Annotated in this window: 10 protein-coding genes; 5 read left to right on the forward strand and 5 right to left on the reverse strand. The window is 69.3% G+C overall.

Annotated elements, in window-relative coordinates:
• The first annotated feature begins 100 nt into the window (after positions 1-100).
• The 5 genes from ACZ6ZP_RS12550 to ACZ6ZP_RS12570 all read left to right on the forward strand — a co-directional run bounded on the left by ACZ6ZP_RS12550 (position 101) and on the right by ACZ6ZP_RS12570 (position 6,800).
• On the forward strand, positions 101-1,396 hold the full coding sequence (locus ACZ6ZP_RS12550) for an ABC transporter substrate-binding protein (RefSeq protein WP_469406690.1): 1,296 nt from the start codon (positions 101-103) through the stop codon (positions 1,394-1,396).
• The gene (locus ACZ6ZP_RS12555; RefSeq protein ID WP_468613469.1) at positions 1,396-2,397 is read left to right on the forward strand and encodes a carbohydrate ABC transporter permease; all 1,002 of its coding nucleotides are present in this window, start codon (positions 1,396-1,398) and stop codon (positions 2,395-2,397) included. The genes ACZ6ZP_RS12550 and ACZ6ZP_RS12555 overlap by 1 nt, the downstream gene beginning before the upstream one ends.
• Complete coding sequence (locus tag ACZ6ZP_RS12560) at positions 2,394-3,275, forward strand: carbohydrate ABC transporter permease (RefSeq protein WP_361471701.1); 882 nt, start codon at positions 2,394-2,396, stop codon at positions 3,273-3,275. The genes ACZ6ZP_RS12555 and ACZ6ZP_RS12560 overlap by 4 nt, the downstream gene beginning before the upstream one ends.
• Positions 3,276-3,320: 45 nt before the next feature.
• The gene (locus ACZ6ZP_RS12565; RefSeq protein WP_469407242.1) at positions 3,321-3,869 is read left to right on the forward strand and encodes a hypothetical protein; all 549 of its coding nucleotides are present in this window, start codon (positions 3,321-3,323) and stop codon (positions 3,867-3,869) included.
• 198 nt (positions 3,870-4,067) lie between these two features.
• A complete protein-coding gene (locus tag ACZ6ZP_RS12570; protein WP_469406691.1) occupies positions 4,068-6,800 on the forward strand; it encodes an exo-rhamnogalacturonan lyase family protein in 2,733 nt (910 codons plus the stop codon).
• Here the strand turns inward: ACZ6ZP_RS12570 and ACZ6ZP_RS12575 are convergent.
• From ACZ6ZP_RS12575 to ACZ6ZP_RS12595, 5 genes are read right to left on the reverse strand one after another with little or no spacing between them, the layout of a single operon-like run.
• On the reverse strand, positions 6,797-7,510 hold the full coding sequence (locus ACZ6ZP_RS12575; protein WP_351157443.1) for a glycoside hydrolase family 12 protein: 714 nt from the start codon (positions 7,508-7,510) through the stop codon (positions 6,797-6,799). The genes ACZ6ZP_RS12570 and ACZ6ZP_RS12575 overlap by 4 nt on opposite strands.
• Positions 7,507-9,546, reverse strand: coding sequence for a beta-galactosidase (locus ACZ6ZP_RS12580; protein ID WP_469406695.1), 2,040 nt, complete (start codon positions 9,544-9,546; stop codon positions 7,507-7,509). The genes ACZ6ZP_RS12575 and ACZ6ZP_RS12580 overlap by 4 nt, the downstream gene beginning before the upstream one ends.
• A gap of 8 nt (positions 9,547-9,554) precedes the next feature.
• Positions 9,555-10,481 carry a carbohydrate ABC transporter permease gene (locus ACZ6ZP_RS12585; RefSeq protein ID WP_351157439.1) on the reverse strand — a complete coding sequence of 309 codons (927 nt, stop codon included), beginning with the start codon at positions 10,479-10,481 and terminating at the stop codon, positions 9,555-9,557.
• Positions 10,478-11,503, reverse strand: a complete 1,026-nt coding sequence (locus ACZ6ZP_RS12590; protein WP_366464574.1) for an ABC transporter permease — start codon at positions 11,501-11,503, stop codon at positions 10,478-10,480. Before ACZ6ZP_RS12590 ends, ACZ6ZP_RS12585 begins: the two co-directional genes overlap by 4 nt.
• A gap of 1 nt (position 11,504) precedes the next feature.
• Positions 11,505-13,181 (reverse strand): extracellular solute-binding protein, encoded by a 1,677-nt coding sequence (locus ACZ6ZP_RS12595; RefSeq protein ID WP_351157435.1) that lies wholly within the window; start codon positions 13,179-13,181, stop codon positions 11,505-11,507.
• Between the last annotated feature and the right edge of the window lie 171 nt (positions 13,182-13,352).

The following is a 13,352-nucleotide window of genomic DNA, read 5'->3' on the forward strand; positions in this document are numbered from 1 at the left end:
TCCGAACCGTTGACGTACTCACCCCAGCTCCCTACCTTGTCCCGGCAAGCGCTTACCTAAAACGATTCAATCGCGAACCGGCGGAGGGTGAACTGTGCCGATGAATGGGGAAGTTGACAGGCGCGGCCTGTTGAAACTGGCCGGCGGCTCGTTGGCGGCCCTCGGACTGACCGCGGCGGGCTGCGGCGGCGGGAGCGGGTCGGGGGACGGGACCGTTACCATCCGGTACGCGTGGTGGGGCTCCGACGACCGCGCCAAGCGGATCAACCGCACCATCGAGCTCTTCGAGAAGAAGTACCCGAAGATCAAGGTGAAGACGGACTTCCAGCCCTACCTGGACTTCTGGAAGAAGTTCAACACCCAGGCGTCCGGCGGCAATCCGCCCGACGTCTTCCAGAACGCGATCGGCTTCCTGCGCAAGTACGACCAGCGGGGCGTGCTGCTCGACCTGAACGCACAGGCCGAGGCGGGCAACCTCCGCATGGAAGGATTCCGCGCGGGACTGGAGAAGTTCGGCGAGGTCGACGGCAAGCTGCTGGGCGTCCCGGTCGGCAGCAACTCCATGGCCCTGGTGATCGACAAGCCGGTCTTCGAGAAGGCCGGGGTCACCCCGAAGATGGGCTGGACCTGGGACGACTACCACGCCGCGATGGAGAAGATCCACAAGCAGGGCAGGTCCGGCGACAGCGGGCTCTACGGCGTCATGTACCTCTACGACCCCTATCTGCGCCAGCGCGGCAAGGCCTTCTTCACCGAGAAGGGCCTGGGCTTCGACGAGGCCGACCTCAAGGAGTGGTGGACCAAGGGGTATGCCGGGGTGAAGTCGGGCATCTACGCCGACCCGAAGAAGGTCGCCCAGATCAAGCCCAAGTCGGCCGTGGCCGCCGAGATCGCCGCCTGCGAGTTCACCTGGGACAACTTCACCGTCCGCTATACCGCCGAGGGCAAGAGCGAGTACGGCCTCGCGCCGCTGCCGACCACCGACGGCAAGAAGACCGGCCAGTACCTCGGCTCGCTGATGCTCAGCGGCTCCAAGCGCACCCAACACCCCAAGGAAGTCGCCCAGTTCATCGACTTCATGGTGCACGACCCCGAGGTCGCCAAGATCATGGGATACGACCGCGGGGTGCCCACGACGACCGCGCAGTACGAGGCGTACAAGCCCGCCGAGGAGAAGGACGAGGTCATCGCCGCGGTCAACAAGGAGATCGCCGCGTACGAGGAGCAGCTCGTCGAGACCGATGTCCTGGAGCCCATCACACCGCACCCGGCGGGCGCGGACGTCTGCGAGGCGGCGTTCCTGCGGATCGCCGAGGAGCTGGCCATGGGGGAGCGGTCGGTGGACGAAGCGGTGAAGCAGTTCTTCACCGAGTGCAAGACCGCGCTCGGTTCCTGATGGGCGGCACGATGACGTCCCTGCGGACCCCCGCGGCCCCGGCCGCGGCCCAGAAGCCGAAGCCGCCGCGCGGTACTCGCCTCCCCGCGGCCGCGCGGCGGCGACGGCGGGGCGAGAACATCGCCGGGTTCCTCTTCATGTCCCCCTGGCTGGCGGGCTTCCTGCTCCTGACCGCTGGGCCCATGGTCGCCTCGCTCTACTTCGCCTTCACCGACTACAACCTGTTCGACGCCCCCAAGTGGATCGGCCTGGACAACTTCACCGAGATGTTCGGTGACCCGCGCTGGCGCAAGTCGGTGGAGGTGACGCTCTGGTACGTGATCGTCGGCACCCCGCTCAAGCTGGCCGCTGCCCTCGGCGTGGCGCTCCTCCTCAACCAGAAGCGGCGCGGACAGGCCTTCTACCGGGCCGCGTTCTACGCACCGTCCCTGATCGGCGCCAGCGTCTCGATCGCCGTGGTCTGGAAGGCGATCTTCTCGGACGACGCCATCGTCGACCGTACGCAGCGGGCGATCTTCGGCATGGACGTGGGCGGCTGGACCGGCGACCCGCAGTGGATCATCTACAGCCTGGTGGCGCTCACCGTCTGGCAGTTCGGGGCCCCGATGGTCATCTTCCTGGCCGGCCTCAAACAGGTGCCGCGCGAGCTGTACGAGGCGGCGGAGGTGGACGGCGCGGGCACCTGGCGGCGGTTCTGGAACATCACGCTGCCGATGATCTCCCCGGTCCTCTTCTTCAACGTCCTCCTGGAGACCATCCACTCCTTCCAGATCTTCGCGTCGGCGTACATCGTCGGCGGCGGCGCGGGCGGCAACGCCTGCGGCCCGGCGGACGGCTCGCTCGTCTACACCTGCTACCTCTACGTCCAGGGCTTCGAGAACAGCCGGATGGGCCTCGCCTCGGCCATGGCCTGGATGCTGCTGCTCGCGGTGGCCCTGGTGACGGCGGTCCTGTTCTGGTCCCAGAAGCGCTGGGTGCACTACGAGGAGGGATCCCGTTGAGCAGTGCGTCTCGTGGTCTTCAGGCCCACAGGTCCGCCCGCCGCCGTCGAGGGGCCGGTTCGCTGGGCTGGCACATCGGCTCCCTGGCGGTCCTGGCCGTGGTCCTCTATCCCGTGATCTGGGCGATCGGCGGCTCGTTCAAGCCGAACGAGGAGATCGTCGGCAGCCTGGACCTGTTCCCGACCGATCCCATCGTCGCGAACTACTCCGGCCTCGCCGACGGCATCGCCGACATCCCCATCTCCACCTTCTTCTCCAACTCCCTTTTCCTGGCGATCGGTTCGGTGGCGGGAGTGCTCATCTCCTGCTCGCTGGCGGCCTACGCCTTCGCGCGCATCAGGTTCGCCGGGCGCAATCTGCTCTTCGCGCTGATGATCGGCACCCTGCTCCTTCCGTACCACGTGCTCCTGATCCCGCAGTATGTGCTGTTCCAGAAGATGGGCCTGATCAACACCTATACGCCGCTGCTGCTCGGCAAGTACCTGGCGGTGGACGCCTTCTTCGTCTTCCTGATGGTGCAGTTCATGCGGAACCTGCCCAAGGAACTGGACGAGGCGGCGCGGCTCGACGGCTGCGGGCATCTGCGCATCTACTGGTCGATCGTGCTGCCCCTGTGCCGCCCGGCCCTGATCACCAGCGCGATCTTCACCTTCATCAACTCCTGGAACGACTTCATGGGGCCGCTGATCTATCTCAACGACCCCTCGAAGTACACCGTCTCGCTGGGCCTGAAGATGTTCGTCGACCAGGAGGGCCTGGCCAACTACGGCGGCATGATCGCCATGTCCCTCGTCGCCCTGCTGCCCGTCCTCGCGTTCTTCCTGGCCTTCCAGCGCTACCTGATCGACGGTATGGCCACGTCGGGCCTGAAGGGCTGAGGCGCGGTGAGTGACAGCGTGCGGGGGAAGCCGAAGTCCGTCTTCATGGACCGTTTCGGCGCCTTCGCCGAGTGCCTGCTGACCGGGGTGTGGATCGCGCTCGCCGCCCTGCCCCTGGTCACGCTGCCCGCAGCCTTCGCGGCGGGGACCCGCCACCTGGACCGGCATCTGGCCCACGAGACCTCCGGGTGGCGGGAGTTCACCGCCGATCTGCGCGCGGCGGCGCGACGCGGCTGGCTGGTGGGTCTCGCGGGATGGGCGGCCCTTGCCCTGCTCCTGGCCGACATCGCGTTCGTACGGGCGGGTCTTCCCGGCGGCACGTTCGTCGGGGCGGTCGGGGTCGTCGCCCTGTTCGTCCTGGTCGTCGCCGGGCTGCGGGCCGCCGCGAACTGGGCTCCCGGGAAGTCGTGGCGCGCGCTCCTGACCGGGGCGGTGCGCCGCACACTGCGCGATCCCGCTGGTTCGCTGGTGATCGTGTGCGGATTCGCCGTGGTCGCGGCGTCCGCCTGGTTCGCCCTGCCGCTCGCGGGCCCCGCCCTGGGGATGGTCGCGGCGGCCACCCTTGCCGTCGAACGGCGCGGCACGGCGGGCTGACGCGCGCGGCGCGGCTAGGCGGGCCGCGCCCGCACACCGTTCGCCCGCACGAGCCAGCACACCCGCGCGCACCGGCACGACCGGACACCCGCTGCCCGCGCACCTGCTCGCCCGTCCGGGCTGCGACCCCACCCACACACCTCCGGCCCCACCTGCACATCTCCGCCTGTCATGCCCACGCATAAAGAGAGGATCACCATGTCCCCGATCCCCCGCAGGTCCCTGCTCAAGGCCGCCGCCGTGGCGGGTGCCGCCGCGCAGTTCAGCTGGGCGCTCGGCCGCGGCGACGCCCAGGCGGCTCCCCGCGCGGCGGCGGCCGACGGCCCCGTCACCGTCGGCTGGCTGGAGAAGGGCGGGCTCGGCGCCGCGCCGGGCTCCACCTTCGGTGTCCCGTGGCCCAAGGGCGCCTACCCCGCCGGGCAGAAGTTCGCCCTCGCCACCGCCGACGGCAAGGACGTCCCCGTACAGACCTGGACCACCGCCCGATGGCCCGACGGCTCGGCCAAGTGGACGGCGCACGCGGTGGGACCGGAGGCCGCGGGCGCCGACACGTTCCGCCTCAGCGCCGGGAGCCCCGCAGCCCCCGGAAAGGGCGCGAAGGTCAGCGTCACCGAGACCCGCGGGGCCATCACCGTCGACACCGGCGTCATCAAGGCCGTCATCGCCAAGGACGGCGAGCGACTCGTCCAGTCCGTCACCCGCGACGGCGTGAAGATCGCCACCGACGGGCGGCTCGTCCTGCTGCGCCAAGGGGACCTCGACGACGGTGACCGCGGCAACGCCAAGTGGGAGCGGTTCGACGGCGAGATCAGCGGCGCGAGGGCCGAGCAGGACGGTCCGGTGCGTGCCGTGGTCCGCATCGACGGCAAGCACCGCAAGGGCAGCCGCAGCTGGCTGCCCTTCAGCGTGCGCCTGTACTTCTACGCGGGCGCCGACTCCTTCCGCATGGTGCACACCATCACGTACGACGGCGACGCCGAGAAGGACTTCATCCGCGGCCTGGGCGTCCGCTTCAGCGTGCCGATGCGCGACGCGGCGTACGACCGCCACATCCGCGTCGCCGGCGAGGGCAAGGGATTCCTTACCGAGGCGGTCAAGGGCGTCACCGGCCTGCGCCGCGACCCCGGCGCCGCGATCCGCGCCGCCCAGGTCAAGGGCGAGAAGCTGCCGGACCCGGCCACCTGGGACCAGCGCGTCACCAGCCGCCTCCAGTACATCCCCACCTGGGGCGACTACACCCTCGCCCAGCTCTCCGCCGACGGCTTCACCCTGCGCAAGCGCACCAAGCCGGGGCACACCTGGATCACGGCCGGAGGCGGCGGTCGGGCGAGCGGGTTCGGGTATGTCGGCGGGGTCGGCGGCGGCTTCTCCTTCGGGCTGCGGGACTTCTGGGAGAAGCACCCCGCCCAGCTGGACATCCGGGGCGCCGCCGGTGACACGGCCGAGGTCACGCTCTGGCTCTGGTCGCCCGAGGCCCAGCCGATGGACCTGCGCACGTACCACGACGGCATGGGCCAGGACACGTTCCCCGAGCAGCTCGAAGGCCTCAACATCACCTACGAGGACTACGAACCGGGCTTCGGCACCCCCTACGGCATCGCCCGCACCAGCGAGCTGATGTTCTGGGCGAACGCCGCGACCCCCTCCGCCGCCACCCTCGTCGACCAGGCCGCCGCCGTCCGCACCCCGCCCCAGCTGGCCGCCGCGCCCGAGCACGTGACGAAGACCGGAGTCTTCGGCGGCCTCTTCTCACCCGTCGACCGCTCCACGCCCGCCAGGGCGACGATCGAGGACCACCTCGACTTCCTCTTCACCTACTACAAGGACCAGGCCGAACAGCGCCGCTGGTACGGCTTCTGGGACTACGGCGACATCATGCACACCTACGACGAGGACCGGCACCAGTGGCGGTACGACGTCGGCGGCTACGCCTGGGACAACTCCGAGCTCTCGCCCGACCTGTGGCTCTGGTACGCCTACCTGCGCTCGGGCCGCGCCGACATCTTCCGCTTCGCCGAGGCCATGACCCGCCACACCGGCGAAGTCGACGCCTACCACCTGGGCGAATGGGCGGGCCTCGGCACCCGGCACGGCGTGCAGCACTTCGCCGACAGCGCCAAGCAGCAGCGCATCTCCACGGCCGTCTACCGCCGCCCCTACTACTTCCTCACCGCCGACGAACGCGTCGGCGACCTGATGCACGCCCTGGTCGACTCCGACGAGACATTCCTCGTCCTCGACCCGCTGCGCAAGATCCGCACCGAGCCGTACGAGCCCGACCGCAACGCCCTGTCCATCGGCTTCGGCACCGACTGGAGCGGTCTCGCGGCGGCCTGGCTCACGGAGTGGGAGCGCGGCGGCCCCAAGGCGGCGAAGGCCGAGGCGCGCCTGCGCTCCACCATGGAGACCATCGCCGCCCAGCCCAACGGCTTCGTCCAGGGCAGCGGGCTCTACGACCTCGACACCGGCAAGTTCGCCGTGGCCGCGGAGCCCGCCGTGAACGTCTCCCACCTCTCCGCGATGTTCGGCCTGGTAGAGATGTGCGCCGAGCTCATCGACCTCGTCGACCAGCCGGAGTTCAAGGAGGCGTGGCTGGACTACTGCCGCTACTTCAACGCCACCAAGGCCGAGCAGAGGGAGCGCTACGGCAAGGACTTCGGCAGCCTGCTGCTCTTCCAGGGGCACTCCCGCCAGGACGCTTACGCAGCCGCCCAGTTGAAGGACGGCGAGCTCGCGACGCGCGCCTGGCGGAAGTTCCACGACAGCGACGGCTACACGAAGGCGATGAGCTGGGCGAGGACGGACGTGGAGGGCCCCGCCGTCCTGGAGCCCGGTTACGAGAACCTGCGGATCAACACCAACGAGACCGCGCTGTTCGGACTCGCCGCCATCCAGAACCTCGCCCTGGTCGGCGACGAGCTCCCCGGCTAGCCGCCCGACACCGTAAGGGAGTTGGTGGTGAAGTCGAGTCCGCCGGCCGAGCCGCTGATCTCGTAGCCGAACTGCACGTCACCGATGGTCTCGTTGCCCATCCAGCCCTTGGTGTTCTTGATCCACTTGAGGATCGGCAGGATGTCGACGGTCCCGGACGAGGAGTCGGAGGTGCGCAGGAAGGAGAAGACCTCGTTGGCGCCGTTGGTGCCCTTGTAGACCGCCCAGGTGTGGCCGCCGAGGCTGACGGTGCCCTGGGCGGTGCCGAGCGGGCCGACGTTCCCGTTGTAGTTGACCCAGAGCATGATCTCGTAGTCGTAGTCGGTGTCCCAGATGTCGTACGAGGAGTTGTAGTCGCCTGCCGACGGGACCTTGACGTTGTACGAGCTCTTCAGCGAGGAGAGTGAGTCGACCGGCTTGCCGATGACCTTCTTGGAGTTGGGGTAGGACTTGATGCCGCTGGTGTTGGGGTGGTCGGCGTGGACGCTCCACCTGGTGCCGGAGTCCGCCGCTATGCACTGGCTGCCCGCGCCCGAGCCCCAGATGTTGTTGTAGAGGGTGTAGCCGCCCAGGCTCGTGTTGCCCCACTGGTCGCAGGAGTTCCAGACGGCGGCCTGGGCGGGGGCCGACGCGAGCCCGAGGGCCGCGCCCGCCACCAGGGCGGGGGCGAGCAGCAGGCGGGTGAGGGTGCGGCGGGGGTGTCGTGTCATGTGTCGTCTCCAGGGTGGGGGGAGGAGCGCCGAGGGCCCGGGGCGGGCCCGCGGTCGTTTTCGGGGGCGTGGCGCAGCACGGCCACGCCGTGGCGGTCGAGGACGACGGCGCCCTCGACGGTCTTGCCGGTCAGCAGATCGAGGTGGCTGCCGGGCAGGGGCACGGTCACCTGCTCGCGGCCGTGGTGCAGGAGGAACAGGAGATCGCCGCGGCGTACGGCCTCCACCGCGCGGGGGAGGCCTGCGAGCGGGGGCCGTACGCCTGCTTCGGCGGCCACACGCGCGAGCAGGTCGCGCAGGGCCTCGGGGTCGGGCAGCGTGGACAGGTACCAGGCGCGGCCGTGGCGCAGCACCGCCGGCAGGCCGTCGAGCTCGCCGCCCCGGTAGGCGGCGACCGTCTCGGCACTGTCGTCGGCCAGCAGCTCCTCCGACCAGAGCGTGCCGGTGAACTCCCCGCAGTCCACGTGCTCCTGGGCCTCCAGTGGCCACCACTCGTGCACGGTGCGGATGCCGAACAGGGCGCGCAGGCGGGCGTCCATGCCGCCGGGCCGCACCCGGTCGTCGGTGTCGGCCACGCCGGTGAGGAAGCCGCAGACGAGGGTGCCTCCGTCGTGCACGTACGACAGGAGGTTGTCGATCGAGGTGTCGGTCAGGAGATAGAGGTGCGGGACGACGACCAGCCGGTAGGGGCTCAGGTCGTGCTCGGGGTGGGCGAAGTCGACGGCTGTGTTCGCCTCCCACAGCGCGCGGTGCCAGGCGCCGAGCACCTCCGCGTGGTCGACCAGGGTGGAGGGGCGGCCCTCCTGCTGGCTCGCCCACCAGGAGTCCCAGTCGTGCAGGACGGCCACATCGGCAGTGACGCGCGTGCCGGCCACCGCGGGGCCGACCGCGGCGAGTTCGGCGCCCAGCTCGGTGATCTCCTGGAACGTGCGGCCGTGCTCGCCCGCGTGGCCGACCATCCCGGAGTGGAATTTCTCCGCGCCCTGCCGGGACTGGCGCCACTGGAAGTAGCAGACGGCGTCCGCGCCGCGCGCCACCGCCTGCCAGGACCAGAGGCGGTTCAGGCCGCGCGGCTTGGGATGGTTCACCCCGCGCCAGTTGACCGGGCCCGCCGCCTGCTCCATCAGCATCCACGGGCCGCCGCCCGCCTGCGAGCGCGTCATGTCCTGGACCAGCGCGCCCTGTTGGGCGCCGAGCGGGTCCCTGGGGTCGGGGTAGAGGTCGACGGAGACCACGTCCTCCTGCGCGGCCCACTTCCATGCGTCCTGCCCCGACCACAGCGGCATGAAGTTGGTGGTGACCGGCAGGTGCGGGGTGTGCGCGCGGACGATGTCCCGCTCGGCGCGGAAGCACTCCAGCCAGGAGTCGGACGTGAAGCGCTTGAAGTCGAGCACCTGGGCGGGGCTCTTCAGGTAGTGGGCACGGCGCGGCGGCAGGATCTCCGCCCAGCTGTCGTAGCTCTGGCCCCAGAAGGCGCTTCCCCAGGCCGAGTTGAGTGCACCGATCGAGGGGTACTTCGCCCGGAGCCAGCGGCGGAACGCGACCGCCGCCTCGTCGCCCCAGTCGTAGGTGCAGTACTCGTTGTTGATGTGCCACATGGTGAGCGCGGGGTGGTGCGCGTACCGCGCCGCCAGGTCTGTGGTGATGGCGGCGGCGAACCTGCGGTAGACGGCGCTTGCGTGCGCGAAGTGCTGGCGCGAGCCCCACCACTCCACCTGCCCGTTCTCGTCCCGCGGCAGCGTCTCGGGGTGCAGGCGGCCCAGCCACGGCGGGGGAGCGGAGGTCGGCGTCGCCAGGACGACACCGATGCCGTTCGCGTGCAGCAGGTCCATCAGCCGGTCCAGCCACTCGAAATCCCGCGCCCCGGGCCGGGGTTCGAGCCGCGCCCAGGAGAAGACCCCGAGGGTGACGGAGTTGACCGCGGCCTCGCGCATCAGGCGTACGTCGTCGAGCCAGACCTCCTCGGGCCACTGCTCGGGGTTGTAGTCGCCGCCGAACAGGATCCGGCCGCGGGTGGTGTCGTCGAGGGAAGGCATCGGTGGGATCAGCCCTTCACTGCGCCGGTGAGCATGCCCTGCTTGAAATGCCGCTGTACGAACGGCGAGAGGACGGCGACCGGCAGGAGCGCCAGGACCATCACGGCCATCTGGATGGCCAGCGGCGACAGATGCCCCGTGTTGATCGCCTGGGCCAGGCCCGTCGGCCGCTGCTGCTTGATCACCAGCTGCTGCATGACGTTCTGCAGCGGCATCATGTCCGGGTCGCTGAGGTAGATCGACGCGTTGAACCACGCGCTCCAGTAGCCCACCGCGTAGAACAGGGTGATGACCGCGATCACCGCGCGGGACAGGGGCATGACGATCCGCCACAGGATGAGCAGGTCCCCGGCCCCGTCGATGCGGGCGCTCTCGATCAGCTCCTGCGCCGTGCCCATGAAGAACGCCCGCAGGACGAGGATGTTGAAGACGTTCAGGGCGCTGGGCAGGATCAGCGACAGATAGGTGTCGGTGAGGCCGATGCCCTGCACCACCAGATACGTGGGGATGAGCCCGGCGCCGAAGAACATCGTGGCGACGATCACCAGCAGGATCGGGCGGTGCAGGACCGATCCCGGGCGCGAGAGGCCGTACGCGCACAGGACGGAGACCACCATGCTGAACAGCGTGCCGACGACCGTGACGCCCACGCTGACCAGTGCGGCCCGTGACACCTGACCGCCGCCGAGCAGCTCCGTGTAGTGCACGAAGGTGACGCCCCGGGGGATCACCACCAGGCCGCCCGTCGCGGTGATCGTCTTCACCGAGGAGAGGCTGGTGACGACCACCACCCACACCGGGAAGAGCACCGCGAGGCACACCAGGGTCAGCGTCACGCCCTTGGTGGCGAGGCCGGCCCGGGTCGGGGGCTCCTCCCACACCGGTCGCAGACCTGTCCTGCTGCCGGGCTTGATGCCGAAGTTCAGCGCGCTCACCGTTTGTACACCCCCTGCTCGCCCATGAGGTGGGCGGCCTTGTTGGCCCCGAGCACCATCAGGAGCCCGAAGACGCCCTTAACGATGCCGATGGCGGCGCCGTAGCCGAAGTTGCCGTTGTCCAGGCCGGTGTTCCACACATAGGTGTCCAGGACCTCGGAGGCCGTGGGGCCCACGGCGGTGCGCTGCAGCAGGATCTGCTCGAAGCCGACCGTGAGCGCGTTGCCCACCTGGAGGACCAGGAGCAGCGCCACCACCGGGCGCAGTGCGGGCAGTTGGATGTGCCACATGCGCCGCCAGCGGTTCGCGCCGTCCATCGCCGACGCCTCGTACAGGTCCGGGCTGACCGCGGCCAGCGCGGCGAGGAAGACGATGACGCCCCAGCCCGCGTCCTTCCAGACCATCTCGAAGGTGACCAGGAACTTGAAGAGGCCCGGGTCGGTCATCAGGTCGAAGCCCTCGTGCCCGTGGTCCCGCAGGACCTGCGCGACCAGGCCCGCCCCGCCGAACATCTGCTGGAAGACCGTGATGACCAGGACCCAGGAGAAGAAGTGCGGCAGGTAGAGGATCGCCTGGGCGACCGCCCGCACCCGGGGCCGCACGAAGCTGTTGATGAACAGCGCGAGCGCGATCGGCAGCGGGAAGAACAGCGTCAGCTGGATCGCGAAGATCGCCAGGGTGTTCCTGACCGCCTGCCAGAACAGCCGGTCCTCGGCCATGTGCCGGAAGTGCTCGACGCCGATCCAGGGGCTCTGCGTCATCGCCTGGAACGCGTTGTCGGCGATGTAGGGGTCGTAGTCCTGGAAGGCGACGACGTTGCCGATCAGCGGTACGTAGTTGAAGACGAGCAGGAGCAGCAGCGCGGGCAGCACCATGAGGAGCAGCACGCGGTCGCGGCGCAGCCGGTGCCGCAGCGGGACGCGGGCGGCTGACTTCTTCTTAAGGGGCGCGGCTTCGGCGGGAGGGGCGGGCGCCCGCTCGGTGGGGGCGCTCTCGCGCGCGTGAGTCGTGCTCTGGGCCATGTCAGGACGCCGCGTCGCCGGTCTCGTCAAGCAGTTTCTTGTACCAGTCGCGCAGCTTGTCGCCGCCGCCCGACTTCCAGTCCGAAGCCGCCTGCTGCATGTCGGCGACCTTCTTGCGGCCGCGCACGATGTCCTTCTCCAGGTCCTCGAACTCGGCGTTCAGCTCGGTGTACCGGGTCGGCTCGATGATCATCATGCCGTGGAAGAGCGGCTTCTTCGTGTGTGCGCCCTGGCGCTGCTGCCACTCGACCATGCCTTCGGTGACGTCCGGCAGATCGGGGTAGGCCACGAAGGGCGCGGGCGACGCGAGGTACTCGTACGTCGAGAAGACCTCGTTGTTGCCCTTGCCGTTCTTGGTGAGGACGCCGTCCTCGAACGTGTGGTGGACACCCTCGACGCCGTACATGCGCAGCCGCTGCTCCTTGGAACCGTAGGGCGCGGCCGTGTAGTTGGCGAGGGCGAGGATGTCGCGGACGGTCTTCTCGTCGGCCTTCTCGCTGATGAACGTCCAGATGTCGGCCGGCGGGCGCGCGTACAGCGTGGGCGCACCGCCGTCGGCGGCGAAGTAGTCGAACGCCTCCATGCGGAACTTCTTGTTGTCCACGCGCTGCACGGCCGCCTTGCCGTACCAGTCGGACAGGTCCTGGCAGTACATCCAGACCTTGCCCGCCGCGCACAGGTCGCCGATGCTGCCGGTCTCGGCCTTCGCGTCGGGGTGGACGAAGCCCGCCGAGTAGAGCTTGCGCGACCACTCCAGGGCTTCCAGATACTCGTCGGTCTCGTAGCGGTTGACGAGCTTTCCGTCGACGAGCTTCCAGTAGTACGGCTTCTCCGGCAGCACCCCGAAGATGTTCCAGGCCGCCCAGCTCATGTCGCCGCACGCCCACACCTTGCTCTTGGGGGCGTTGAGCTGCTTACACAGGTCGTAGAACTCCTGGGCGCTGGTGGGTGCTTCGAGCCCCTCCTTCTCGAAGAGGTCGGTGCGGTAGAACGGCGCGATGTTCGGCGTGGTGGCGGAGGGCATCGGCAGGCCGCGCAGCTTGCCGCCGAAGATGGAGCGCTGCCAGGCGCCGGTGGGGATCGCGGCGAGGTTCGGGTACTCCTTGACCTTGTCGCCGCTCAAGTAGGGGCCGAGATCGGCGAACTTGTTGGCGATCGCGCTCGGTATCTTGCCGGTCAGCTCCCAGCCGGGCACGACCACCGCGTCCGGGACACCACTGGAGGCGAGGACCGCGCCCAGCTTCTGGCCGTACGTGTCGCCCTGCTGGTTCTGCCACTTGACGCGGACGCCCGCGGCCTTGTCCATCGCCGCCCAGTAGGGATTGCCCTGCTTGGGCACGTTCCCCCAGATCGGGGCCATGACGGTGAACTCGCCGCCCTTGCCGAGCCGCTTCGGCACCGACACCTTCAGCTGATCCGCGGGCAGGGCCTTGGTGAAGCCGGCCGCCGAGCCGTTCTTGGCGGGGATGTCCGGGCTTGCCAGGTCCGAGGCGGCGTACGCGGGGAGCAGGTCCTTGAGCTTCTTCCCCGTCGTGGTGCCCTCGTTCTTCGACCCGCTGCCCCCGCAGGCCGTGAGCAGTGGAGCCCCGCCGGCCACGACGAGCGCGGCGAGGCCGGAGTGGGCGAGGAAGGTTCTCCGGCTCGAACGAGAGCTGGTGGAGAGGGAGTTCGGCGTCATTGCGTCAACCCTTCGTGGCGCGTGCCCGGACACACGGCGGTCACCGCCGGTCGGCTTTCGAAGCGCTTCGATGTTGCTGCGAGGTTAAGTGAAGGCTTGGGCCGTAACAAGACTCGGTCCTGAATTCCTCTCAGGTGCACCGGAGTTCCGGGAATCCGCCCAGTAGCACGA

Source organism: Streptomyces sp. NPDC054047 (genome assembly GCF_055585065.1).

What these genes read in the sequence shown, in the direction of transcription:
- ACZ6ZP_RS12595 (WP_351157435.1), bottom strand. Translation starts at nt 13,181, where the DNA reads ATGACGCCGAACTCCCTCTCCACCAGCTCTCGTTCGAGCCGGAGAACC.
- ACZ6ZP_RS12555 (WP_468613469.1), top strand. Translation starts at nt 1,396, where the DNA reads ATGGGCGGCACGATGACGTCCCTGCGGACCCCCGCGGCCCCGGCCGCG.
- ACZ6ZP_RS12590 (WP_366464574.1), bottom strand. Translation starts at nt 11,503, where the DNA reads ATGGCCCAGAGCACGACTCACGCGCGCGAGAGCGCCCCCACCGAGCGG.
- ACZ6ZP_RS12570 (WP_469406691.1), top strand. Translation starts at nt 4,068, where the DNA reads ATGTCCCCGATCCCCCGCAGGTCCCTGCTCAAGGCCGCCGCCGTGGCG.
- ACZ6ZP_RS12565 (WP_469407242.1), top strand. Translation starts at nt 3,321, where the DNA reads ATGGACCGTTTCGGCGCCTTCGCCGAGTGCCTGCTGACCGGGGTGTGG.
- ACZ6ZP_RS12550 (WP_469406690.1), top strand. Translation starts at nt 101, where the DNA reads ATGAATGGGGAAGTTGACAGGCGCGGCCTGTTGAAACTGGCCGGCGGC.
- ACZ6ZP_RS12580 (WP_469406695.1), bottom strand. Translation starts at nt 9,546, where the DNA reads ATGCCTTCCCTCGACGACACCACCCGCGGCCGGATCCTGTTCGGCGGC.
- ACZ6ZP_RS12575 (WP_351157443.1), bottom strand. Translation starts at nt 7,510, where the DNA reads ATGACACGACACCCCCGCCGCACCCTCACCCGCCTGCTGCTCGCCCCC.